This window comes from Bremerella sp. P1, assembly GCF_028748185.1.
Lineage (GTDB): Bacteria > Planctomycetota > Planctomycetia > Pirellulales > Pirellulaceae > Bremerella.
Genome location: NZ_CP118164.1, coordinates 1,792,080 through 1,817,626, shown reverse-complemented (window position 1 = coordinate 1,817,626; position 25,547 = coordinate 1,792,080). Strand labels below are relative to the sequence as shown.

At 55.2% G+C, this 25,547-nt stretch carries 18 protein-coding genes; 7 read left to right on the top strand and 11 right to left on the bottom strand.

What is annotated here, in order from left to right:
- The first annotated feature begins 777 nt into the window (after positions 1-777).
- The 6 genes from PSR63_RS07505 (at position 778) to PSR63_RS07480 (ending at position 8,805) form a co-directional block, all read left to right on the top strand.
- Positions 778-1,512: a DUF6629 family protein gene (locus PSR63_RS07505; RefSeq protein WP_274332082.1), complete on the top strand. Its 735-nt coding sequence runs from the start codon at positions 778-780 to the stop codon at positions 1,510-1,512.
- 47 nt (positions 1,513-1,559) lie between these two features.
- Positions 1,560-2,645, top strand: a complete 1,086-nt coding sequence (locus PSR63_RS07500; RefSeq protein ID WP_274332081.1) for a hypothetical protein — start codon at positions 1,560-1,562, stop codon at positions 2,643-2,645.
- 120 nt (positions 2,646-2,765) lie between these two features.
- A complete protein-coding gene (locus PSR63_RS07495) occupies positions 2,766-3,914 on the top strand; it encodes a caspase family protein (RefSeq protein ID WP_274332080.1) in 1,149 nt (382 codons plus the stop codon).
- 14 nt (positions 3,915-3,928) lie between these two features.
- Entirely contained in the window at positions 3,929-5,146 is a 1,218-nt protein-coding gene (locus PSR63_RS07490; protein ID WP_274332078.1) for a serpin family protein, read from the top strand.
- Positions 5,147-5,430: 284 nt separating this feature from the next.
- Positions 5,431-7,662 carry a sodium:solute symporter family protein gene (locus PSR63_RS07485; protein ID WP_274332076.1) on the top strand — a complete coding sequence of 744 codons (2,232 nt, stop codon included), beginning with the start codon at positions 5,431-5,433 and terminating at the stop codon, positions 7,660-7,662.
- A 147-nt stretch (positions 7,663-7,809) separates the two neighbouring features.
- Positions 7,810-8,805 carry a nucleoside hydrolase gene (locus PSR63_RS07480; RefSeq protein WP_443111114.1) on the top strand — a complete coding sequence of 332 codons (996 nt, stop codon included), beginning with the start codon at positions 7,810-7,812 and terminating at the stop codon, positions 8,803-8,805.
- Positions 8,806-8,831: 26 nt separating this feature from the next.
- On the opposite strand, the gene PSR63_RS07475 is transcribed toward PSR63_RS07480, so the two are convergent.
- From PSR63_RS07475 to PSR63_RS07425, 11 genes are all read right to left on the bottom strand, one after another.
- Positions 8,832-10,289 (bottom strand): DUF1501 domain-containing protein, encoded by a 1,458-nt coding sequence (locus tag PSR63_RS07475; protein ID WP_274332074.1) that lies wholly within the window; start codon positions 10,287-10,289, stop codon positions 8,832-8,834.
- A gap of 14 nt (positions 10,290-10,303) precedes the next feature.
- Positions 10,304-12,919 carry a PSD1 and planctomycete cytochrome C domain-containing protein gene (locus PSR63_RS07470; protein WP_274332072.1) on the bottom strand — a complete coding sequence of 872 codons (2,616 nt, stop codon included), beginning with the start codon at positions 12,917-12,919 and terminating at the stop codon, positions 10,304-10,306.
- A 256-nt stretch (positions 12,920-13,175) separates the two neighbouring features.
- Positions 13,176-13,970, bottom strand: coding sequence for an ABC transporter permease (locus PSR63_RS07465; RefSeq protein WP_274332071.1), 795 nt, complete (start codon positions 13,968-13,970; stop codon positions 13,176-13,178).
- A gap of 106 nt (positions 13,971-14,076) precedes the next feature.
- Positions 14,077-15,153: a hypothetical protein gene (locus PSR63_RS07460; protein WP_274332070.1), complete on the bottom strand. Its 1,077-nt coding sequence runs from the start codon at positions 15,151-15,153 to the stop codon at positions 14,077-14,079.
- Between the two features lie 47 nt (positions 15,154-15,200).
- Positions 15,201-16,013, bottom strand: a complete 813-nt coding sequence (locus PSR63_RS07455; protein ID WP_274332069.1) for a PspA/IM30 family protein — start codon at positions 16,011-16,013, stop codon at positions 15,201-15,203.
- A 120-nt stretch (positions 16,014-16,133) separates the two neighbouring features.
- Entirely contained in the window at positions 16,134-16,847 is a 714-nt protein-coding gene (locus PSR63_RS07450; protein ID WP_274332068.1) for a hypothetical protein, read from the bottom strand.
- 38 nt (positions 16,848-16,885) lie between these two features.
- A complete protein-coding gene (locus PSR63_RS07445) occupies positions 16,886-18,433 on the bottom strand; it encodes a phosphate ABC transporter substrate-binding/OmpA family protein (RefSeq protein WP_274332066.1) in 1,548 nt (515 codons plus the stop codon).
- A 57-nt stretch (positions 18,434-18,490) separates the two neighbouring features.
- Positions 18,491-19,417 (bottom strand): vWA domain-containing protein, encoded by a 927-nt coding sequence (locus tag PSR63_RS07440; protein WP_274332064.1) that lies wholly within the window; start codon positions 19,415-19,417, stop codon positions 18,491-18,493.
- A 49-nt stretch (positions 19,418-19,466) separates the two neighbouring features.
- The gene (locus PSR63_RS07435; protein WP_274332062.1) at positions 19,467-21,305 is read right to left on the bottom strand and encodes a hypothetical protein; all 1,839 of its coding nucleotides are present in this window, start codon (positions 21,303-21,305) and stop codon (positions 19,467-19,469) included.
- 127 nt (positions 21,306-21,432) lie between these two features.
- Positions 21,433-23,208, bottom strand: a complete 1,776-nt coding sequence (locus PSR63_RS07430) for an AAA family ATPase (RefSeq protein WP_274332061.1) — start codon at positions 23,206-23,208, stop codon at positions 21,433-21,435.
- Entirely contained in the window at positions 23,205-24,323 is a 1,119-nt protein-coding gene (locus PSR63_RS07425; RefSeq protein ID WP_274332060.1) for an aromatic ring-hydroxylating oxygenase subunit alpha, read from the bottom strand. The genes PSR63_RS07430 and PSR63_RS07425 overlap by 4 nt, the downstream gene beginning before the upstream one ends.
- 102 nt (positions 24,324-24,425) lie before the next feature.
- Between PSR63_RS07425 and PSR63_RS07420 the strand changes: the two genes are divergently transcribed.
- Entirely contained in the window at positions 24,426-25,328 is a 903-nt protein-coding gene (locus PSR63_RS07420; RefSeq protein WP_274332058.1) for an ABC transporter ATP-binding protein, read from the top strand.
- Positions 25,329-25,547 lie beyond the last annotated feature (219 nt).

Below are 25,547 nucleotides of genomic sequence, written 5' to 3'. Positions count from 1 at the left end.
CACCAGAGAGCATCGAATCCGTTCTTACCTCCGATGGCGGTCGTCCATCCTGCTGAAATCCCGCCCTCGAAATCTGACTACGAAAAGCCAAGTTCAATTTAGTGAAAAGGATCGTATCCGGTATACGATTTCGCAACAACGCCAATTCAATGGCAGAGACCCCCAGCAAAGACGGGCAAATCGAGAGTAAACCACCTGTTTTTCCGGCGTTCTAACCAGTACTGCTGTAAGCCGCAGCGATGGATCAAACACGATTGATTTGAGACCAGTCGGCACGTCTTCTTTGGACTGGGGCGATGACCAAAGCCAGCTTGTTAAGTGAGTACGGGATCAAATTGTCTAAGCGGGTGATGAGCGTGGAGCCAATTGAGAGTTCAAGAGACATCTCCGCCAACAAATACAAAATCAAGGGTATGTGTAAGTCACTATTGAATAATGACTTACGGTAGTGTCTGCGCGATTTGAACGCTTCGGTCTGAGTTCCGAGTGCTCTACGGCGGCAGACGCGCCATCGCGGCTTGAGATCGCATCTAGAGCGCTTGTTTCAAGGCGGTTTAAAGGAACTCGGGGTGACACGATTGCAGCGAACGCACCTTTGTCCCAAACGTGATGGTGATTTCCACCAGGGTAGGGCGCCCCCTTTTCGGGATGTGGGAGTTCTCAAAACTAGCCCAAGATACAAGCATAAGTGAAGGCCGATATTTAACAGATATCTGGCTTCGGCTTGTGTTGTGGGACGACCGATAGATTGGTCCCCATAGAGACACGGAGAATATCATGTGTTTCTCTGCCGAATCGAGTTTTGCGGTTGCTGGTCTATTGTTACCGGCGGGCGTGTACTGTGTGCGGAAAGCTCTTCGTGAAGAGCCTGCCTATCTGGGCTTCGCACTGATTCCCTTCGGCTTCTCCATTCAGCAGGCGGTCGAAGGGCTCGTTTGGCTGGGTCTGCGATATGATGCTCCCGTTCTGAAGGCCTGGGGAGCGACGATCTACCTCTTGTTCGCTTTGGCCATATGGCCGATTTGGTTTCCGCTATCGGCGGCCTGGGCGGAACCTCCAGGAATACGACGCTGGATCTTGACGGCATGGACGACGGTTGGGTCACTCTGGCTGTACCTCGCTTGGTTTCCTGTATTGAACGATCCAAGCAAGATCCGTGTCGAGGTGATCGAGCATTCGCTGCGCAACCGTTACCCGGATAGTTTTCTGGCTTCAGGGCCGTCTCAATGGTTTATGACAACCATCTATATGGTCTGCACCGTGATCCCGCTTCTGCTGATGTCACGATGGCGAGAGATGATCGTGCCAGTCGCGATTGGCTTGTTTAGCGCGATCATCTCTGGCTGGTTCTACAACTACTCCTACACATCCGTCTGGTGTTTTTTCGCAGCCGTGCTTTCGATGTACTGCGTCTATTTCTTTGGGACATTTGGCTCCTCGCACAATCACTTGCGACAACATGGAGGCATTTTTGCTGAGCGAGTCGGCATTTCGCGCGCTCCACCGAGATAAGCAAACCAACGACGAACAATACTCACCCCTCTTTGAAAGTTAGAGCCATGAACGTCAAAACGATTTCACTACCAGTTGTCCTGGGGACGCTACTGTTTTGCACCTCTTCCGTCTTTGCGGATTGTGGGCAAATCCTTGTTACGACCCGAGTCCACGTGCATGTTGGCGTAAGCGTGCGTGCGACGACTTACTATCCACCTCCGACGGTTGTCATTCGTCGACCCGTACCACCACCGCTGGTCGTCAATCAAACCCAAACGCAGTCACAAAGCCAGACCGTTGCTGCAGGCGGCGGAATCCCGGCCTATCGAGGTGACGATCCAGAATGGAATAGTATCGCTGCCGCCAAGGCAGTCGGAAAAGGCATCCGCACGTTCAAGGAACCACGACAATTTGCCGTGATCGCTTGGAACGGTGAAGAGGAGATCCTCACGCTTTCTACCGAACAGCAAGCATTCAAAGGAGAAGGGGCAGCGCTCAGCGTGTTGCCTCTGCCCGGGAAGCCGATCGAGATCAAGGAAGGGGATCGCGAATTGTTTGCCAATTGTAGTGCTCTTCTGGCCAAGAAGTTGGTTGGATCGGCCAAGAAGCCTGTCATCGCGGAAGCGAAGATCGGCGCCCACAACATCTTTGTCATCGAAGCCGACAGTACCGATCAGTTTGTCACCGAAGTGGAAGCCTACGTGAACAAGAAGTTCGGCGAGGATGCCCAACCACTTATCACGGGGCATATTCGGGAATTGATCGACCGGTATCAGAAGCTGGGCTTCCGCCATTTTGCCTTCGATCTCGTTCTTAATCGGACCGAACTCGATGTCAAACAGGCAATCCAATACCGTTTCGTTTCCGACTACGTGTATTACCCGCTCTACATCAGCCGAGCAGGCGGAACAGGAGCGACCACGGTTGAGGCGATCGTCTTCACTCCAGGTGGTCTTACCCAAGTTCGCAAAGGCGCCCTGCCAGCTGACGCGATCGTGAATACGAGTTCGGTGCAGTTCACCCAGGCTGAACTAGCGGAACAAAACAAAGATCTTGGTGAGTTCTTTGGAGCAAAGGGGGCGCTAGGCCGGAAGTGGACGATCTCTGGCGACCTTAGCAGCTTTACCGGTGACGTGATGATGAGGCCGTAGTCGTACCTTTAGACGAAACGGCCGAAAAACAACGTGTGCCTCCGACGAGACTTCGGTCGGAGGCACCATGCTCACAAGCGAATGCGACTCGACCCCAACTTGGACCCATGGAGAATCATCATGTTTTGGAAACGATATACGATGCTGACGGCAGCAATCTTGGTGCTGTCCGGCCTGTCTTCGGCATATGGACTCGATGGGAACGATGCACGACGTCTTCACGCTTTGATCGTTGCCGATACGGCCGATACGACCGTGGGACCATTGGTCGACATTGACAGGCGAAAGTTCTACGAAATGATCACCGCCGAAATTCCAGGCGTACGTCGCGGGCCGGTCGAAGTGCTCAAAGGGAGCGCTGTGACCAAGGAAAACCTGTTGGCCAAGGTGGATGCCATGGAGGTGCAGAATGACGATACGGTTTTGTGTTACTTCACTGGGCATGGGGCATTCATGAAGGAACGCGGCCAAGTCCTGCGAATGTCGAACGGAGAATTGTTGCTGCGGAACGACTTGCTGGAACGGCTGAAAGCGAAAAATGCCCGCCTGACCGTCCTGATCACCGATGCCTGTAGCAACGTGATCGAGCCGCGCGCTTTGGCTGCGATGTCGATGGCCCAAGGGATCGATCACGACGCATGTCGGTATCTCTTCTTTCGCCACCGAGGCATTGTCGACCTTCATGCGGCAGCTCCAGGGGAAGAAGCCGTCGCGTTGAATGAGAGTGGCAGCATCTTCACTTCGGCGTTGATCGATGTGATCAATCAGCCCAACATGGCGTTCCGCGGAACTCCGATCACTTGGCGAGAAGTCGTGGGGCAGGTAGCACTCCGCACGAAGGAAGCCTTCAAAATGCAATACGACGCGAGCAAGGACTTTCGAGTTCTATTTCCCAATCAGAAGACGCAGACCGTCAAAGTCGCCAGTCTGGGCGAACCAATCGCGACCCCGATCCCCAAAGTACCGTGGCGGCTAGGTATCCGTGTGAGCAATACCAACGGCCAAGGCGTTCGTATCGACGAAGTCTTTAAGGATTCTCAGGCGGAGTGGGCAGGTTTTCAGGTTGGAGAGGTTCTTTATCGCATTGAAACCGGTTGGGGAAATCCACTGGTGACCCAGATCAGAAATACCAACGACTTCATGCAGACCTTCTGGTCGGGCCAGGCGGCGCTTCAACCTGACGTCCACAAGTTCTACCTGAATAATCCCGCCGACCGTACGTCGCGGACGGTCAAGGTTCGGATCCGTGACATCAGCGTTCGCCGCTGACCAAGGAGTCAAACATGTTCGGAAACCTCTTGCAGCTCAGCGGCATCTCTTGGGCCCTGGTTTTGTTGACTGCGTGGCCTGGACTGGGGGAAGAGATTTCGACACAGAAAGAATCACCGCTGGCAATTGCGGTCAATCAAGTCGGGTTTGATTTGCTCTACGCTCTCGAACTGGAGAAGGACGAGGATAACCTTGTTTACTCGCCCCTTAGCGTTTCCGCGTGCCTATCGATGCTCGAGACGGGAGCGCGGGGGCAAACCGCCGCAGAATTGTCCGCCGCCACACGCTTTAACGGCCGGCGTGCGGAGTTGGCGGCTGCCTGGTCGCAGTTGTTGGGTGAGCTTGATTCGGATCAAGGAGACTTCACCCTTCGCTATGCGGCACAGCTTTGGGGTGCAACCGGATACGACTACCAACCGGCAATGTTACAGATCCTACGCGAGAAATATCGAGCAGAACTCTTTCTCCTCGATTTCCGTAGTGAGCCGGAACAAGCCCGACGCGAAGTCAGACAATGGATGCAGCAGCAAACAGGCAGTCAGATCAAGTTCGACGACGCCATTCCGATTTCGCCCGATACGATGCTGCTCGTGACTAGCTCGCTCTATTTTCGAGATAGCTGGACGCATCCATTTCTGCCACAACTCACGCGCGAAGCGGCGTTTGGAAAGACGAAGGGCAAAGAAGAATCGGCACCGAAGGTGTCTCTGATGCACCAAATCGCGAGGATCCGCTATGCCGAGAATTCGCAGTGCCAACTCGTGGAACTCCCCTATCAAGGTGAGCGGGTCACCTTTGTCGTCGTACTTCCCAAGGACGTGGACGTACCACAGTCCGAAGAGCGGAAGTTGAGTGCGGCCGATTTAAGCCGTTTGCGGTCGGACGCGAAGGAAATGAGCGTCGAGCTATTTCTGCCTCGTTTTCAGATAACAGAAGGTAGTTCGCTGAAGCAAACGCTCAACCGACTTGGCGTTCGGACAGCTTTCAGTCCCGAGGCCGATTTTACCCCAGTCGCTGGGAAGTCGAACTTGTACCTCCAAGACATCCGTCATCAGGCGGTGATCGACCTCAACGAGTCAGGCACCGAGGTCGCGGCGGTTACGACTGCTTTTATCTCCAAAAGTGTACGCGAAGCGGACGCGGTCTTCCGTGCAGATCATCCATTTCTGTTTTTCGTGATCGATGATCGAACAGACGCGATCCTGTTAATGGGGAAGTTTGCCAAACCATAGATGCGGTCCCAGGCCGACCCCATGGCCAAACCCACCGTACTCTTTCTGCCAGCGATAGGATGTCTGCTCGGTGGCACCGTTCGCCTTGCCTGAATTCTTCTACTTGTTTGTGGCATCCCCTGTGCGATATCGTGGGGGCATCTCGTCCGTGTTGATGAATTCGCAGGGAACCAGATTGGTCCGCCTGACCTACACGAATTCCAGAATCTGTTTCAAAACCTACCCAATACGCCTCCTACCTGATTCACCAGGTAAACCAACAACGAATTAGAGGAAATCGTAGCATGACGTGGCCTGACTATGCGGTGTTGGTGGGGTACTTCGCGGTGATGATCGTGATTGGCATCATCTCCTCGAGAAGCATCAAGGGGCAAGAAGACTACTTCATGGGGGGGCGGGGCTTTGGCAAGATCCTGCAGACTTTTGCTGCCTTTGGTGCTGGCACAGGTTCCAGTGACCCGGTCAATACGGGCCGCACCACGTTCACCTCAGGTCTGAGTGGGATGTGGAGCGTGATGTACTGGCTGTTTGTGACTCCCTTCTATTGGATCACAAGCGTATGGTACCGGCGAATGCGGCACTTGACGCTGGGTGATTGGTTCGTTGAGCGGTATGAATCCAAAGCCCTGGGAGCAGCCTATTGTCTGTTTGGACTTCTGTTCTTCATGGTTTATGGGTCGATGTTGTTTTCGGCCATCGGCAAAGTGGCAGCGCCACTGGCGAATATTAACGCCATTGCGATTGGCGAAACTGAGATCCCCATCGAGTACTTCCTGGTCCCGATCATTGGTGTCGTCGTGCTGGCCTACGGAGTTTTGGGCGGCCTGCGGGCAGCCTATTACACCGATCTGATTCAAGGTATCTGCATTATTCTGCTTTCGATCATGTTGATACCTTTTGGCCTGAATGCGTTGGTCGAGCAGTTCGGCGATCCCAGTCGCGATGGCATGATGGCTGGTTTTCGTATTCTGCACGAGCAACTGCCCCAAGAACACTTCGACTTGGTCGGGTCGTCTTCGATGAGCGAGTTTCCCTGGTATCGCGTTGTGGCCATCGTGCTGATCAACTTGATGGGCATCGTCGTTCAACCGCACTTTATCGCGACGGGCGGCGGATCGGCCAAGAGCGAGTGGGATGCCCGCGTGGGTCTTGTCGTGGGAAATTTCCTCAAACGCTTTTGCACAGTGGGATGGATGCTTACCGCCCTGATTGCGTTGGCGCTCTTTGCGGGGCACCCCGAATTGGCGGGCGATCCCGACAAGACCTGGGGAATCGCTTCGCGGGAACTGCTTTCCCCTGGCTTAACTGGATTGATGGTCGCCTGCCTGTTGGCGGCATTGATGAGCAGTGTCGACGCTTACATGATTGTCGGTTCCGGTCTCGTCGTGCGAAACGTGTATGCCGCCTACATCAACGAGAACGCATCGGAAAAAGAATGTGTTCGGGTAGGTCGACTTACCGGTAGTGTCATTGTCGCCGGTGCCGTGCTGATCTCGCTGCTGATGATGGACGTGTTCGAGCAATTGCAATTGACCTGGGTGCTTGCGGTGTCGTTTGCCGCTCCGTTCTGGATCGGCATGTATTGGCGGAGGGCGACCGCTTCGGCCGCCTGTGTCACCGTGGCGTACTGTGCCATCGTATTCTTTATTGCCCCCAATTTGTTGCCATTTGTACCAGGAGTACGTACGGCGGCCCCTTATACGATCACCAATGACTTCGTGGAGACAACAACCACTCGGGCAGCGGCGCCATCCGATGTCGCTCGCCGCAATTTGGATATCGAATTGTGGCGTGACCAACAGGAGCAAGCACAACAACTGTTGGCGACCGCCAAGGAAGATAGTGATGCGGGAGGGATCGCCCAACTAGAGCAGCAGATCGCTCTGCTTGAAGCAACAGGTCCTAAGGCCCTGGCCGTCGGCGATCAACTGACTGAAGTAACGCGAACAGGAGGACAACCGATTTTTTGGAGCGGTGGTGTCTCCCCGATCGATGAGAATGGCAATCCAGTCGAAGGTATTGAGTTAACCGTGGTGAAAGAGCAACGCCTGGACGAGAATTCGACGCAGAAGGTGATGCGTTACCCAGAGGACATCACACTGCGTGCCTCAGGCAATTTCAAACTCGACCTGCTGCTCTTTCAACTGCTCGGCGTTGACCTGCGGTCTAAGAGCAATGCGGCCATCGACACGTTAGGTCTACTGCCGAAGATGGCCGCCCCCATGCTGGTCATGATTCTCTTCAGCCTGTTTACCAGGCGGAACACCAAGGATGCGCTCGATCGACACTACGCTAAAATGAATACACCGGTCGATCCGGATCATCAACGAGACCAATCGAATCTGGAGGCGGCAATGGAAGACCCCTCTGCAATCGAACGTCACAAGATTTTTCCCGGCAGTGACTTGGAGTTTTACTGGCCGTCTAAAGTCGACCTTACGGGCTTTATTATTTGCGTCGCGGTCTGCTTCGGGATCATTGCGATCGCAGGCTGGGTAGCAGGCATTGGCGGGTAGCAGGATCAATGACGATCGCTCCGACGCTTCAATTTAACCGACGACTCGTTGGGGGTGGGGTGTCTCACGTACGCCGAGCCCCACAATTCACTTCAACCGACTGGAAAAGAAAAGATGAATCGCACTTACCTCGTCGTTGCCGTTTTGATGTGCTCTCTGACAGTCGGAATGGGACAAGCCCGAGCGACTGATCCGGTTCCCGTTATCTTCGACACCGACATCTCCGGTGACGTCGATGATGTGTTGGCCTTGGCCATGCTGCATACGTTGGCCGATCGCAGCGAGTGCGATCTTAAGGCCGTGACCATCTCCAAGGTGAATCCGCTTACGGCCCCGTTTGTCGACGCGGTGAACACGTTTTATGGCCGCGGGCAGATTCCTATCGGCGTTACTCGCGACGCTCAGAAGCGGGAAAGCAAATATCTGTCACTCGTGAAAACGAAAGATGAGGGTGAGTTTCGTTACCCGCACGATTTACTCTCCAGTGATGATGCACCGGATGCCGTGACCATATTGCGAAAGGCCCTTGCCGCGGCGGAAGACAAGTCGATGGTGCTGATCCAAGTGGGGCTGGCCGCCAACCTGGCCGACCTGGTCGAATCTCCGGCGGATGAGATCAGCGATCTGACGGGCAAAGAACTCATTCGCCGGAAGGTACGATTGACCTCGGTCATGGCAGGCGCTTTCTCGCCGGTCAACGGCAATGCCCATTACCTGGAAGCGAACGTCAAAAATGGGATCGGCTCGATGCAGCGTTTTGCCGAGATGTGGCCGCACGACTCCCCCGTGGTATGGAGCGATTTTCTGATCGGAATTGCCGCGCCCTATCCGCGAGAAAGCGTGGCCCGGGACTTCGGCTACGTGCCACACCACATTGTGCGGGAAGCCTATCTCCTGCACAGTGGCCCCAATCATGACCGGCCAACCTGGGATTTGACCAGTGTGCTCTACGCCGTGCGACCAGAAGATCGCTACTTTGGGCTTTCCGAGCCGGGACTGGTTTCGGTGGATGATGACGGTTTCACGAGATTTCAGCCTCAGGCCAACGGCCGCGATCGCTACTTGACTATGGACAAAGATCAGGCCATTCGCGTCATCGAGACGCAACGTGCGCTCGTCAGTCAGCCGCCGCTCGCTAAGTAGCGCCCAGGCAAGCGGCGCCGTTTTAACTACGCGTTGAGTAACTCGTGTACGATTTTCGCCGGTTGCCCGTCGGTCAGTGTCTGGTCCCGTTCGCTCCGGCGGAAGGTAAGTTTGTCATGCTCCAGGCCGAACAGATGGAGCAGTGTGGCGTGATAGTCGAAGTGATTGACGACGCCTTCGATCGCGTGATGTCCCCACTCGTCCGTCTTACCGTGGACGTAGCCTCCGCGGAAACCGCCACCGGCAACCCACATGCTGAACCCGTAGGTATTGTGGTCGCGGCCAATCTTATCGGGGCCTGCGTCATTCTGAACGACCGGCAATCGTCCCATTTCGCCCCCCCAGTGAACGACCGTCTCGTCCAGCAAGCCCCGTTGCTTCAAGTCGGCGACCAAGGCAGCTGACGGCTGGTCGACCTTCTTGCAGGCATTGGGCAACAACGTTGTGATACGACCGTGGCTATCCCATAACTGATTCGCGGTGTAGACCTGGACGAAGCGAACGCCTCGTTCAATCAAGCGTCGCGCGATCAAGCAGCGGCTACCGTAGTCGGCCGTCTCCTTTTGATCGATCCCGTACATCTTTTTGGTTGCTTCGGTCTCTTGCGACAGGTCAAGTGCCTCGGTCGCCGCCAACTGCATCTTGGCGGCCAACTGATAGCTGGCCATCCGTGCTTGAAGGTCAGAGACATCCGCAAACTGCTGGACGTGGCGTGAGTTCAACTGCTCCAGGTACTCCAGCGATTTCTGCTGCGCAAGTCCCTTCAGGTGAGCCGGCGGCGTAAGGTCTAGAATCCGCGGTTCGGTCGGCCGAATGACTGTTCCCTGATAGATCGACGGTAACCAGCCGTTCGACCAGTTTTCCACTCCCAGCACCGGCAGTTGTCCAGGATCGATCAACGCAACGAACGCCGGCAGATTGTCGGCTTCTGATCCCAGGCCGTAGGTCATCCAGCTTCCTAGTGTCGGTCGCCCCCCGGTGATACGACCGCCCTGCAACGCTCGAATCGATTGGCCGTGATTGTTCACGCCCGTTTTCATCGAGCGAATCAGGCAGATGTCGTCCGCCACCGTTTGCAGGTGGGGCAATAGCTCCGAAAGCTCCATCCCACACCGTCCGCTGGGAGAAAACTTCCAGGGAGATGCGAACACCTTGGAACTGGCCTGGGCTTTGTTGTCTTGCTTCAGTTCGCCCGGGAATTCTTGCCCGTCGTACTTTTTCATTTCCGGCTTGGGATCGAACAAGTCGTGATGGCTGGGTCCTCCCTGCATCCAGAGCGAGATCATCGCCTTGGCACGCGGCCGCTTTGCCGGAACCTTGGGCGTTGTGTCAAAGACCTGAGGCCCAAGCGGCGGCTTTACCTGTTCGGCGGCCCAGGCTTCCTGCTGCTGCATCCAAGAAAACGCCAACGAGCCAAGACTCATCGCGCTAGTCGCCATAAAATGGCGGCGACTGCCGGCGGCAAGATCGTGGGGTGAGGTCATGTTTTTTCTTCCTGTTACTGGACGTACAAAAACTCGTTGGAGCTAAGCAGTACCTGGCACAACACGGCAAGCGCCTCCTCATCGGCGGAACGATCCGGCGGCTTGTCTCCCTTAGCCTGATAGGCCGTCTGCGTCTTTAAATCTTCCGCGACCGACTGAACGAACGCCTGAGCGTCGGTCAACTCTTGCTCTTGGATCGCACGGCAATAGATCAGTCGCCAGGCGGACTCGATCCGTTTGGCGGGATCGTCGGGAAACGCTTGCAACAGTTTGGTCGCCGATTTCCGCGAACGGTCGATCAGTTCAACGCTGTTGAGCATCATCAATGACTGCGTGGCGCTGGTCGAAGGTCGACGTTGATCGCAATTTGGACTCATGGCCGGCTGATCGAACGTCTCCATCATGCTCAAGGGGCGACTCCGCCTAACCTGAATGTAAACGCTCCGCCGCAGATCTTCCCCCTTCATATCCACTGCCGCACCGGGTCGCCCCGCGTTGGTGTTCTCTTCGCCAACCACGATGCGGCCCACGGCGTCCGGCATGACCGGAACCGGTGGGCCGAATTGTTTCGTGTTCAACTCGCCGGAGATCGTCAGCAGGCTGTCGCGAATCGCCTCGGCGTCGAGCCGTCGCAGTCGGGCGCCCCCGTACCATTGATTGTCGGGGTCCTCAGCTTGAAGCGCCGCATCGTCGCGAACCGCTTGTCGCCATGCAGTGGTGGTTAAGATCAGCCGGTGCATGTGCTTCAAGTCCCAACCGCTCTCGATGAACTCGGCTGCCAGCCAATCGAGCAGTTCGGGATGCGTCGGTGGATCGCCTAACACGCCGAAGTCAGTTGGCGTGGTGACCAGACCGACGCCGAAGTGGTGCATCCAGACGCGATTCATAATCGCTCGGGCAGTCAAGGGATGCTTGGGATCGGTAAGATAGGTGGCCAGGGCCAATCGCCTGCCGGAGGTCGACAGATTCGAAGACGAAACCGGGATCTCTGGAAGGTCCGACGCCTGACGGACGATCGTCAAACCGGCCGGCGTCAGCTCTTGTTTCGGTTGCGCGTAGTCGCCTCGATAGAAGAGTCGGGTGGCCGGAATCTGTCCTGGCGTCTCAGTCAGTGCTCGCACGTATTCTTGTTTCGGCTTCTTCGCGCGAACGTCCGTCGCCTCCTTCTGCATCTTCTTCAGTTCATCTGCTGCCTTCCGATTGTATAAGTAGAGCGAACCAGCGGAGACGTTGAGATTCGGATGCTTGCGGAAGATCTCTTTTTGCTCCGGCGTCCGCTCTTTGGCGTCTGTTGCGAAACCCGTTCGAGCCAATTCGTGAATCTCGCCTGGCAGTTTTGCCAGTTGCTCTTCAAACGTTGTCTGGATGAACTCGTTCCGTTTTTCGATGACGGCGGCGTCGATGACTTTCGCCTCTTCTTCAATCTCGGCGGCCGTCTTTCGATCGGCGTCGGTGTAGAGCGAGATGAGACGCTGTTTGGGGTTTTTCCATTTCTGCCAATCGAACGCCGGATCAAAGACCGCGCGGAAGCGATAGTAATCGGCCTGCGAAATCGGATCGTAGCGATGGTCGTGGCACTGGGCGCACGACAACGTGATCGACATCAGCGAAGAGGAGACGATGTGAATCGTATCGGCGATTGTGTCGTTTCGTGCTTGCTGAGCGTCATCCACCGCGCCACCGGTTCCGTCGGGCGCCATCCGCAGAAAGCCGGTCGCTGCGAGCAGTTCGACATCTTCGGGAGAGAGGTCGTTCATCGGGGATGAAACCAACTCGTCGCCTGCCAATTGTTCACGAATGAACTGATCGAACGGCATTCCGGTGTTGAACGCCCGAATCACGTAATCACGGTAACGCCAGGCATGCGGACGTTCGGCGTCGACGTCGCTATACCCTTCGCTGTCGGCGTAGCCGGCGACATCCAACCAATGTCGTCCCCAGCGTTCTCCGTAGTGCGGCGAGGCGAGCAGTTTGTCGACCAGTTTGTTCCATTGCGCTGGATCTTCGCTTGCCTGCAACTCCGCAGACCACTGCGGCTCTGGCGGGAGCCCCAACAGGTCGAGCGACAGTCGGCGGACCAGCCGATCCGGAGTGGCGGGCTTATTGAACTGATGGCCATGTTCTTCCAACTTCGCCAACAGAAAAGCATCGATCGGATTCGCGACGGCCGCAGCATGCTTCACCTGCGGAACTTCCGGCCGCTTAATTGGCTGATACGCCCAGTGAGCCCGCTCTTCGTCGGTGATCAGATATTTATCTCCGAGCGTCTCCGGTTCTGCGCGGGCAGTCTTGGCACCGCCGCCGATCCAACGTTTTACTTTCTCAAGTTCCTCCGCCGAGAGCTGCTTGCTGGCGTCTGGCGGCATCTCGTGCGCTTCGAGGCGTTGGTAGAGCAAACTCTCTTCCGGCTTACCAGCGACAATCGCCGAGCCGGAATCGCCTCCCTCGACCATCCACCGTACCAAGCGGAGATCGAGACCACCTTCGACGGTCTCTTCCTCACCGTGGCAGTGAAAACAATGCTGCTTGAAAATACCGCGGACGTCGGTCTCGAAATGGACCTCATCTTGGGCGTAGCAGTTTGCAGCGAACGCAATCAATAATGCAGCGGCGATTCCACGAGACATCATGTTCACCTGAGATTGCCTGGGAAGGGAGGGGTGGAGGAAATTGCGAGAGAATCGCAGGCGGGAATTTGGCGTGGCTTTCAGTATAGTGCTATGGGAAGAGCGAGTCACCCCGAAACAGATCCGCCCGAGAGGTCCGGAGGCTCTGCCCTGAGCCGAGAAGCTACGGCAGACTTGGCCACAAGAAAGGCCTTGCAAGTTGTTGTCCTGCAAGGCCTTAGCCAGTCTGGGTGATGCGAATTGAGGTTTCTTCCGAGAATTAGTCACCAAACCATGGGCAAGTGAATCGACGCAGAAGAATCAAGAGTTGGTCGAAAACAAGTCCTGCGATACCGAGCAGGGCCAGGTAGGTGTAAACGATATTCATGTTCTGCAGACGTGATTGCATGCGGAGCGTATAACCGAAACCCTGGTCTGCCAGAGCGAATTCGGCGGCAACGAGAAAGACCATCGCCGGACCGATCTGCAGGCGGGCGTTTTCAATGATTCGTGGAAGAATCTGGCGGAGGACGACTTCCCACACGACCTCGAAGTGGGATGCACCGAGGGTATACGTTTTGTAGAGCGTATGCTCGTCCACATCTTTTTGAGCGGCCTGAGCAATTGATTGGGCGAGTGTTGGAAAGATACCGAAGGCGATCAAGGCCACAAAGATTTGGATACCGGTGACCCCGAAGAATACAAAGTACACGGCAAGCATCGCCGTTGGAGGTATCTTCGCCAGAAACGCGATTGGGGGCATCAGACTTGCTTCCACAATTGGGAAACATCCCATCGCCAGCCCGATGATAAACGCGAGCAGGATCCCTAAGCCCACTCCGATCGCCAGGCGCATGGCCGATGCCTTGACGTCTGCCCACAAGTCGACGCCTCCTTCGCCGGTGGCAATTCGCTTCCATCCTTCCTGGAACTGGCTAAAGTTCGGTAGCGTCTTGTTACGTGGGTTCTCGACATGTGCTCGATGCGAGATCCACGCGTAACCGATAAGCAGAACAATGAAACTGACAATCCCCAAAACGATACGCGTTTTCTGACTGATTGGGCGGCGAATCATCCTGCGGTCTCATAGGGGTGGATGAGGAGTCGAAAGCAAAACAAGCGAAGGCACGAAGTTTACCCTCGTGCCTTCGCAAATAACAGTCGTATCGGTGGATGCCGGACTATTTACCCGACTGAACTTGCTTCATGTAGGAAGGGTCGAAGTTCAGCTGAGCGGTCGCATCACCGAAAGCCACTGACGGTTTCTCACTGATGATGTCGTGTGAAACACAGAAGTCGACGACCGTGGGCATGGTCTTGGTTTGAAATTCTTCCTTTTCAAACAAGGCGATCCCTTCGTCGGCGTTCTTGTACATCTTGGTTTCCTGGACAACGATCTCCATGTCTTCGACACCCAGGTTCGAAAACTTCTCGCCAAGTGCGGTCAGCGTGTCATTGCGTGTCGATTTATCCTCGAGCATGCCATTGACCTGGTAGAACGCGTCGATGACGGCATGGGCAAACTTGTCGCCCCCTTCTTTCTCAAGCGAACTCTTGGCGACGACGACCATGTCGATGATCTCTTCCGGGATCTTACGCGAGTCAAATAGCCGCTTGGAGCCCTCGCGATCACGCAGGGTCTGCATCACGAACGGGTTCCAAACCATGATCGACTTCAAGTTCTCATCGCCCGACTGCATGGCCTGGGCGGCCGAGCCTGGGTCCATGTTCTTGAACTCGAACTGCGAGGGATCTTTGCCCTCCAGCTCTAAGCAGCGCTCAAATGCATACTGCGAAACCGACTTTTCCAGACCGTAGGTTGGTGTTCCCTTCAGGTCATCGATCGAATCGATTCCTACGGCGATACAAGCATCGGCACCGACGCTGGTGGAGGTAGGCAGAATGGCCACCGAATCGCGTCCGGTTGCCGGGGCGAGGCTGTCCATGTTTGTCATGCACACAGCATCGACCTGCGAACTGCCATATTGTGCCAAGCAAGGGTCGTAGTCGGCCTGGATCAGGACGATATCAACGCCCCACTTCTTTTCGACCTCGCCCAACTCTCCCTTTTCTTTGTTGATCAGACCCTTCTCATGGGCAACGCCGAAAACGGACCAGCTGGGATACTCACTCCAGGCCAGGCTGAAGACGGGAACCGACTCGCCGTCATCGGTCTTCGTCGTTCCACCACCTCCTGTGTTACAACCTACGACACTAAAAAGCATGGCTATGCATGCAAAGCCCATCAATGTACGCATTCTTAACTCCTTCGTTGTGTGGGGCGTATGTTCTTTCCGGGTATTCGTTACGCTTCCGGAATTCTTGTCGATTCCTGAGAGCCCTTGTCGGTGTCTGGCGAGTTTTTCGTCAAGCCGATCAAAGCGTCAAACTCATCGTTGGCTTGGCTCTCATTGGCGAACTCCAAGAACTCTGCCTCGGCCTGCTTGGTATCAAGGCCGGCCAGTTCGCGACTGACACGTGCATTGGCAGACGCCTTGTTCCGCAACTCGCGCAGTTCGCGAAGCTCTTCGCTCGTGCGATCTTGTGAAAGGCCTGTCATGAGATCGGCAATTTGCTGCTCTTCTCGAGCGGACAGGATCGTCGCCACAGCTTCGTGCTTCTCTTCGCCAAGCTTTTCCAGATCGCGCATCTGCGTCTCGATCTGTAGCTTGTGGCGATTGATGTTCGCTAGAAGCTGTTCGATGTCCGACTCCAACTCGCTGATGCGGGCCTGCTTCTCAGTGAGCGTCGTGCTGAAATCGCGAAAGGCCGTTTGGCACTTTTGATACTCTGGATCGGCATGGGTTGCCGCAGCGTCGCCATTGTGTCTCTCGGCGACCTGACGAGCTTTGGCTGCCGCACCGGCCTTCAGCTTTTCCAAGCGTTCGACTTCTTCGGTCAAAACCTTGAGCTTCTGCTTCTTCGATTCTTCCTGGGCAATCATCGAAGCGATCGCGTCTTTGTATTGGTTGATCTGGCTCCGCTTTTCTTCGATGATTCGATCGTAGTTGGCGGAGACCACGCCGGGATTCATACGCAGTGCTTCGCTGGCCTTTTCGACGCGGAACGTCATCAGGTACCAAACGGCTCTCATGTATTTGCCGACTGCTTTAAACATAGAAGCCCTCTTTCAGCTTTGATGTGAAACGTTGCAGTTTACGTTGGTGATTTTCAATTGTCGAATATTAATATTGCGGGCTGCCGATCGAGTTCGCTCTTAAGCTATTGGGGCAGGCAGCTATTCGTAGTCGACCTCATTGTATTGAGGTTTCCCAATGGCGTTGATCGCTTCGTCTGCCCGTCGAGCCGCCTCGATCGTTTGATCGAGCTCTTCTCGCAGCTTGGCCAACTCGTGGTCACTTTCCTGCATTTGAAAGGCATGATATTGTTCGACTGTCCGCGTCACGTGGTTCACCGTGAGCACGACTTCGTCAATCGCTTTGCGGCGTTCCTTTAGGAGGGGACGGCTGGCACTTCCAGGCAGTTGCTGCGCCTTCTCCCAAAGTTCCAGTGAACGCTCAAGTTGCTTGACGGCTGCCTGGAACAGTTGTTCGACCTTTGCTCGAAAAATGATCGCCGTGTGACCTTTCGGTGCTTCAGACTGCAGTGAGTCGTACAGCCGTCGGAGACGAAGCAAGCACTCTTCACTTCGAGGGTCATCGTCCTGTTCCAGTCGCCTGGCCAAGTCCGTTAGCTTTTTGTCTTGCTCTGCTTTCTCCTGCTCAGTCAGGTAGGCATGTGCCTTCGCGGTCAGTTCTTCGATTCCAAAGATCAGTCGAGTCGCTTGAATTCCCAGCCCGGTCATCACGCCGACGAGTCCGATCAGGTTCAACGCAGTGTTTCCGTCGATTCCCCACGAGAGCAACCAGGCGCTCATTCCGCCAACGATTGGAACAATCGTCCAGGGCGAGACGAACAGATCGAGCAGCACCTTCTTTTTTACGCTATCCATGAGTCCAAACGAGTCCAGTCCACGGCGTCATGCCGCGGTCAATAAGGGAGTTCGCCAAGGACAAAGGAAACGGACGTACTACCACTCGGCTCGACCCCGATCGCACGTATTCGATCGGTATCGACTCCTTTTTCAACCAGGTACCGCTCAACCTCTTTGGCCCGCTCTTCCGCCAAGCGTGCGTTCGCCTCTAGGTTTCCACGTCGCGATGCATTGCCCCGCACAATTACATAGTAACGCGTCGACTGGAGCGTTCCCACTAGTTCATCCAACAACAAACGGCTGCGCTCGGTTAACTGGACCGTTCCGCGGGCAAAAACCAGGGTCGGAGATCGAGCCGTTCCGGCCGGAACCAGCGTACTCCACTGGTTGTCCGTCAGTTTGGGCATCGCGGTGCCACGAACCTCCTCTATTTGTCCACCAGGGTGAAAGTTGACCAGGTCGTTCAGAATAGAATCGTTGTACAGGTAATTGGGGTGACCATCGGTCGGGTCCTTCTCGATCGAACCAGACTCAACCAGGACTCGCGTGACACCGGCGATCATGTCTTCGAGATGCGGGAGCTTGGCCTGCGAGCGGAGCCCGATGTGGGCGAGATTCTCTTGCGTATTCTTCCACCATACTCCTTCAACCAGCCGAGTTGCCTCGTCTTTTGACAAGGACGCGCCGCTCACCGCGGCATCTTCCATCACTAGCTGAATGCGACGATCGGTCGAGTGGAACGCGTGGTTGGCAGTTAGGTAGGCGCGGACAACATCGACGACTGTCTCGCGATGCTTGGCCACGAAGTCATCACTGGCCACCAGGACATCGACAATCGCCGACGGGAAGCGGGAACTATCGACCACGACGTGGACGCGATCATTCTTGAGCATCTGCGTCACGTACGGTTCCCACAAGACATAGGCCAACTTGTCGCCGGGTTTCGCCGCGTTGTATCTCTCGAACACCGCCGAAGCGTCTTTAACTCGGATAAACGGGTCTTCGCTTAACTGATCGAGCTCGAACCGCGACTGTACGACCCGGGCCAAAGTCTCGCTGGGCGAGTCGGGCGTGAGAACGAACTTGGTCTCAGGCGTATTCAGAGCATCGACGTTCGGAAATGTATCGCGATAAGTAACAATCGCATCCGCTCCTACGGTCTCATCAACGATTGCCACAATCGTTGCCGGCAAGTCCTCCGCCTGGGCCGACGCTTTAACCAATGCGTCGATCGTGAAGACGGCCATGTCGGTCGAGCCATCTTTGAGAGCAGCAAGCCGCTTGGGATAATCGGCTCCATCATCCTCCAGGTCGAGCTTGATCCCTTTCTGGCGGAGTTCCTCTTGGAACTCAGGCGACCGAAAGACGGCGTAGCCACTGAAGCCGTCCAACGCGATCTTCACCTGGGTCTTGTAGTGGCTATCCGACCCGCCCCGCCGCAGCATCTCTTCCCGCTCTTGGCGAGCCTTCTCGGCGGCGATGCGTTCTTGCTCTTGCTGAGATACTTCGACGACCGGTGCAAGGAATAACTTCCAACACAACACGGCTGCCGCGAATAGAAACAGCCAAACCAGACTAGCGACAAGCAGCTTGGCTTTCGACACGTAGAATCTCCTGGCTTATTGACGGAATAGGGAAGCGACTTGGTCTTATGGTAATTGCTATCGCTTCGATTTTAGATTAGCGAATACAGCTCGGGCTATCGCGGCAAAAATAAAAATGAATACGAGGATCTGAAACATCGAGATAGGCGATTTGTCCTTGGGCGGTGGCGGCGAGCGGTGGCCTGAATTCGCTGGAGCCGATGAGCCGTGGCTTGAAGTCGAGCTTTCGTCAGGAACCCAATCTTGCGATTTCTCGATCGGATCGTTGCTGGCGGCGGTCAACGCAGCCAGAGATGCCATCGCCACCTGATCGGGCAGGGCAGCGAGTACTTCGAAGTCGGTTTGACCGGCGGCATCATCTGGACTTGCCGAACTTTCACCGAGAACGACATCGCCAATTGCCTTGGCCAGGGAATTCGGATCATTCGCATTGCGGTAGGTGCTGGTCTGAGTTGCCAGGCTATGCTTTTGCGCCATGTTGACACCGATCACGTCGATCAAAATGCCTCGGGCCTGAATTGACGGCAGATACTGCTGGACCAGATCAGGATCGCTTGCCTCACCATCAGAAACGATCAGCATCTTATAGGTGCCGTAGCGATTGGCCTCGCGCAGCTGCAGCAGAGCATCGGCTGCGACCTTCATTTTGGCCCCCAGGGGAGTGTTGCCGTCCGCGTCGAGCGATGCGACCGAGCGTTGGAGATTGGCCCGATCGATGGGCCCAAGGGGGATCAACCAATCTCCCTGAGGACCTGGATTGAGTAACAGGACCCCTACTTGGGAAGTTGCGGGAGACTTATCAAGGACCTGCATTAGCGCCGACTTGGCCGCGTCAATCTTGGACTCGCTTCTGTTCATCATGCCCTTCATCGAGCCTGAGTTGTCGAGAATCACGACAACATTCAATTGCCTGCTGGCATGCAATGTACTTGTACCGATGGTGAGCATTAAGCCCACGCACACAGACATCAATAGACGCGACATGGCGATTCTCCCTCAATAAGCTTCCCATTTCCTTGCGAACATCGCCCGATTAAAAGTCGAAGTCTGTCTCACTGAGATCTTCGGGGTTCACCTTCACAATACGGAATTCGACGCGCATATTCTGCTTGGCCTCCGCAATGCTGGAAGGCTTCGAGATCACCGGGTCCGAGATCCCGGCTCCAAGGGGTTGGAGCTGCGATAGGTTAACATTCACTCCTCGCTGTTCCGCATATTGCGTGATCGATTGCTTGACCTGCTCAGCTCGTGCTAACGAGAGATTCAAAGCGGCCTGCATCGTCTGGAGTGGGCTGTCAGAGGCACCTTCAAATGCGCCCGATTCGATCAGCTTGACCATCGCAGGCGTTTGATTCAGATCCAGCTCTTGGTTTCCGTTTTGCGTTTTCAAGTAGTACTTATACTGGCCCTTTTGACCCGTACGAACGATCAATCCCTTCTTCATACCGACGGTAAGAAGCTGCACGAGAGTTTTCGTGGGATCCGCATGACCGCGGATGACCACGGCAGCGCCGCCGAAGGTACTGGCCGCTTGTAGTGCGCGGTCAAACTCCGAGCCGTAACGGTCGACCGAGAAATCGGTTTGGTTGGGCTCGAATGAAATCGTGAAGCTGACGATCGTGTCGCTGTCTAAGTCGTCCCCGGGGAACGCCGTGATGCTTTCGCCTTTGACGATGCGCTGTGGTTCGACGTACTCGACACCTGCCATCGAGGCGATCTTCTTATAGTCGAAACCGGCAGGATCGAAGCCTTTGCGTGTCTTGGCATAGCCCCACTTGGTTGCCAGGTCGAGCGCTGCCGTGAGCTTTGGTTGAAAGCCGCTCAGGTTGCCTGATTGATTAAAAAAGGCGATCTGGCCAGGCAGACCGACGAAGTTACAGTCCAAGAGTAATCCGTGGGCGTCCACCTCGAGTGTTGGCAAGACTTCTTCGCCGAAGATCTTCTGGCAACTGGTCAACAACTGACGGTATTCGGAAGACATCCGCTGAGTCTTCTCGAAATCGTCTCGCATCTTTTTGACCTCAACGGTCCCTTTCAGGTAGCCGGCGACGAATTTCTCGACCTCTTCACGGTGTGACTTGTACCAATCGCTACGCACGGCATAGACGTCGGCGATCGATCGCGTCATGTTTTGTGTCGAGACCAGCACGTGGGCACCTTCGACGGTTCCCTCGGCACCCGTTCCTGCTGAATCAACGCCACCAGTCAGGCCAATCATGTCAGGCGTGATCACGCAGCAGGCATCAATGGAGGAATCGGTGCGGAACTTTTCAGCCGCGCCATCAGGCCCCGTCAGGTCTTTGACGAAGACGATCTCAACGTCTTCATTGGTTAGTTGAGCGGCAGCAAGGGCGTCGTACAGCAGACCGACATGCGGGCCGCCTTGCTGGCAAGCGATTTTGACCTTCTTTCCTTCACGCTTCAGGTCGTTGAGCGTCTTCAGTTCTTTGCGAGAGACAATATGGTCACCAGCACTCCAGGAGAGCTGCATGATGATGACCGGCTTGGTGCGTGGGTCGCTGCCAATCACTTCGCTGGCTTGACCCAGCATTCGGAAAGTGCCACGCAGATAGGGCGACTTGCCGCCCATGTAATCTTTTACCTGTTGGACGAAGTCATCGCCGGCCGTCAATTTGAGCTTCAGGCCGCTCTTCCCATAGATCGAATCCGGCGTGGTATCCAAGCCGCCATTGGCATAAAACGTCGCGGCATCACCGCCCCAAGTAATGTAGGGAACGTTTACCGGGCCGGAATTCTGTACCTCTTTGACATCCAGCGGCCCGGTAATCCCAGAAAACAACTCTTGGGAGTGGACATTAGATGTCGTGAATAGGACGCACAGAGCGAGGAGCCAACTTACCTTGCCGAACATAGAACCTTCTCCGTTATGGTTTACTCACCAGAGTGTTCGTCTCAGTCGCGAGAATATTGGTCGGAATTTGAAGAGATTGCATGCAACCGCTCCCATTTAATTTAATGGATCGCCGCACGCGACCCAACTAGCGAATGCCTTGCAGCTCAAGTTCGCGAATTCGCCGCTCCCAGGCAGAGCGGTCTTCATCCGTAACGTCTGGTTCGGGAAGTAGCGAGCGGCGCGTGCAATTGACGAGCGCCTGCAGGGTTTGGTACTCCCGGGTTGCACCGATATCTGGGGAGATCTGGTCGTAGATAGCGGCCTGGACCTCCTCCCATTTCTTGGGCTCTAGGGCCTGTAGCAGCGATCGAAGCGAGGCAAATGCCGCAGCGGAATAGTCCGGGGGAAGCAATTCTTCGTCCAATTCACGCGCCAGATTCTCTACCGGCGGCGTCTGGGCACCTTCCAGCTTGACTGAGGAGAGTACCCAATGAACGAAAGCCGTACGATCGTCCTCTCGAGGATCTAGTACCGGAATGATCAAATCCCCCACGCGTCCGGGACGACGAATGTCTGGGGACAGCAGGTGAATTCTGGCCGTCATCAGTAGCCATAAGACTCGTCCACGCAACTGCGGGTCGCTCATCATCGCTTGGATCTTGCCGGTCAAGCGGCGTTCGGTATCGTGAGCGTTGGAGTCGACACGGCCAAACTGGGTGTCTGCTTCATCGACGAAGATGACGACTTTTTCCAGGGCATCCAGCATACGGCGAAGACGCTCGAAGATGACATCCGTCTGGCCGAACCACTTACTGCGAATGTTTTTCAAGACCAGCACTGGAAGGTCGAGTTCGGCGGCAACGGCCTCGAAGATAAACGTTTTACCGCTACCGATCGCCCCGGCGACTGCTGCACCTGGCAGTGCCTTGTTGCCCTTGGCTTTGAAACGCGGAATTAACTCGCGCCGCAAGAAGTCTTTTAGCTTGGTGAACCCAATAACATCGTCAAGGCTATGGCCAGGCTTTTTGAAGTCAACGACATCGTCCCCTAACTGAGTTCGGATGTAGTCTTCTACCTTCTCGAAGACGCCGTCAGCAGTGAGCTGTTGGCCGGTGTAGGCGGCGCCGGCTAATAACTGCCGCAGTACCTGTAGCGACAAACCAGCCGTGCATTCTCCCAAGGCCTCTGGCGTCGACCAAAGCTTGGGTGCCGGCTGCTTCTGGTCGATGTAGCGCGTGATGAATTCGATCCGCTCCTCTTTCGTGGGCGCGGGGACATCGATGCTTAGTACCGATGGCATCCGCGAGACACGGCTATGCACGAGCGTACGCGACTCGGCCATCAGCAGGACCGAATCCGATCCATCGATGAACTCTGGATCTCCGAACCAGTCGTGAACGATGCTGATCCGATGCAGTTGACGGTCGTTCAGCGCTGCCAGACTGCCTGCTTCTGGCAGCAGCATGTCGGCCGCTTCGACGATGATCAGCAAGTTCTCACGCAAGGCGGCCCTCGAACAGATCGTCAGTTGACGAAGAAACTCGAGTGCCAGCGTAGGATTGCCGGTTGACTCGCGCAGATTCCGATCGAATTCATCCTGGTAGAACTCGAGACTGGAACCTTTCTGATGGAGTTCTCTTAGTGCGAGCGTGTTGGCATCGACACCGGTCTTCCACTCCACCCAGGCACCGCGGAGCTTGCTATGGGCTTCCTTGTTCATGCGAACGGGGCCGTTCAGCTCGTAGACCAATTGCAGCAGGCCAGACGTTTGCGTCTTCTCCAAAAGAAATGGATTGAGGGGAACGTAGGAAGAACCATCCCATTGCAAATCGTAGATGTTGCCGCAAACGAGCACACTGCGCGTCTGGCCGGAGTTAAGCAGCCGAGCCAGTTGGGTAAAGAAAGGAGGAGACGTGCTCATGGAGTTAAATCATCCTGGATATCGCCCCACAGGATTTTGTGAAACGCGTGAACCGATTGCTCTAGCTTCGACGAGTATCGACCGCGATCAAAAGAAATCGATTGGAGTCCTCGTTGACTCGACTCACAGATCTCGATGTCTTCTTCCTGAATGGCATGACTCTGAGCGATCGACTTGCGAATTGTCCGCTTCGCATTCCACTCGTCGACATCATCATAGTCCGCGTAAAAATCGAATACGACCTGGCATCGATCCACGGACAGCGGAATAACCAAATTGGTATCCATCATTCGCCCGTAACGATTGATGAAGAAGTTGGGGTAGAGCCACGCATAGGCGACCTGTTCTCCCAGACGCTGGTCCTTGCCGCTCGACTCGCAGATTTGAATGGAGGCGCGTTCGAACAATTCCGTCCGATAGCCGCCGAAGTCGAGCCCCTCGGCCAACTGTTCGTGCGCGTAGGAAACGTGGTAGCCTCCATCGAGCGAGTTGTCGACAAATGCCTTCCAGTTGCAGTTCAGTGTATAGACTTTTCGGTGGATCCACTTCATGTGCTCGAAACCAAGGCACTCGAGTGGTTCGATCATCTTGCCGATGTCCGATTCCAGGTTCCGCGGATTGTTTTCTCCACCCAGAGGCCCGTCCAGATCAAGCAGAATGAATGGTCCCCACTCGCGGACGCTCATCGGTGGGAGCGAGAATTCTTGACGATCAAAGTTCTCGACACGCCCCATGTGCGGAGCTTTCTTCAGCTTGCCGTCTAAGTGGTACGTCCAGCCATGGTAAGGACAGACAAGCTCACACGCCCGTCCCGACTCTTGGGCCACGACGGCCGCGTGATGTCGACAAACGTTATGCATCGCCCTAAGATTTCCGTCGTCGTCACGAAGTACGACATAAGGATTACCTACCAGGTCACCGGTAAAGTAGCATCCCGGATCAGGCAACTGATCCGTACGACCGACCACGATCCACGACTTTTCGAACACATGCTTCTTCTCGAGTTCGAAAAACTTGGGATCGGTATACCAGGTCGACGGTGGCGTCGGCGCGGCTTCGATAGGCAAGGTCGGATCGAAGTAAAACTTGGACTGAGATTCGCTGGGGGTAGACATGAGAAATGGTTAAGCTTTCGACTACTGGCTTGAGCGCCTCGCAGAGTTGATAATTGCTGTGAATCCTATTCGATAACCGAGCACCTTTCTTGAATCGTTGGCATGGCTAATCTGGAAATCCTCGACGTCTCGCACTCGTATGGTCCCAAGAAGGTCCTCAACCACGTCAACCTTCGCGTCGGTGCAGGGCAGGTTGTCGCGTTGGTTGGGCCCAGTGGCTGCGGCAAATCAACACTTCTGCGAGCAATCCTCGGAACGCATCCGTCAACCGAAGGCCGTGTGGAAGTTGGTGGCGAGCTGGTCGACCGACCAACACGCGACGTGGGAATCGTCTACCAGCACTACAGTTTGTACGAATTCTTAACGGCTCGCCAGAATGTAGCGTTTGGTCTCATGCTGGATCAAACTTCGACCCCTTATCGCTGGTTTAACTATCTCAATTGGCGAAAGCTACGCCAACAACATTTGCAGCAAGCGGATGAATTCCTGGAGAAGGTCAACTTGCTGCCGGCAAGGGACCAATACCCATCCCAGATGTCTGGCGGGATGCGGCAACGTGTGGCCATCGCCCAGGCCTTGATCATGCAACCGAGCGTACTCTTGCTCGACGAACCATTTGGGGCATTGGATGAGGCGACACGCGAAGAACTGCAACTGATGTTATTGCAATTGTATGAAGAGAATGTGCGTGCCCGACAGGAAAATCGCGTTCCACCTTACACGGTGATCATCGTCACCCACGAACTGAATGAAGCACTTTTCGTAAGTGATCGCGTCGTTGGCCTATCGCAGTACCACGCCGATGGAGAAAACGGAGCGACCATCGTCTACGACCGACCAGCTCCCATTTTCACGCCGGATCAACCGAAAGACATCGGGGCATTCGTCGAGCAAAAAGAAGAACTGATCCAGGCCGTCTTCAGCCCGAGCTACCAGAGGGATCATCAGAAGTACATCACCTTCTGGAAAGACCACGACAAAGATGCCGTCGCGGCGTCGTCATAAGCGGCCGCCTGGCCAAAAAGAAAAGCCTCGCAAGTCATTTTCCTGCAAGGCTTTAGAAGGTCGGGGTGACCGGCGATTGACATTTCCTAACGACTTCGCGAGGAGCAGCCTGCTTGGGCTTGTTTTGTCGCAAAGCATTGAATTCACAGAGGATATGTTCTTTGAGACTTGCGAGTCCTAGACAACTCTTCAATAGCTAATCGACGAAACTCATTTTCG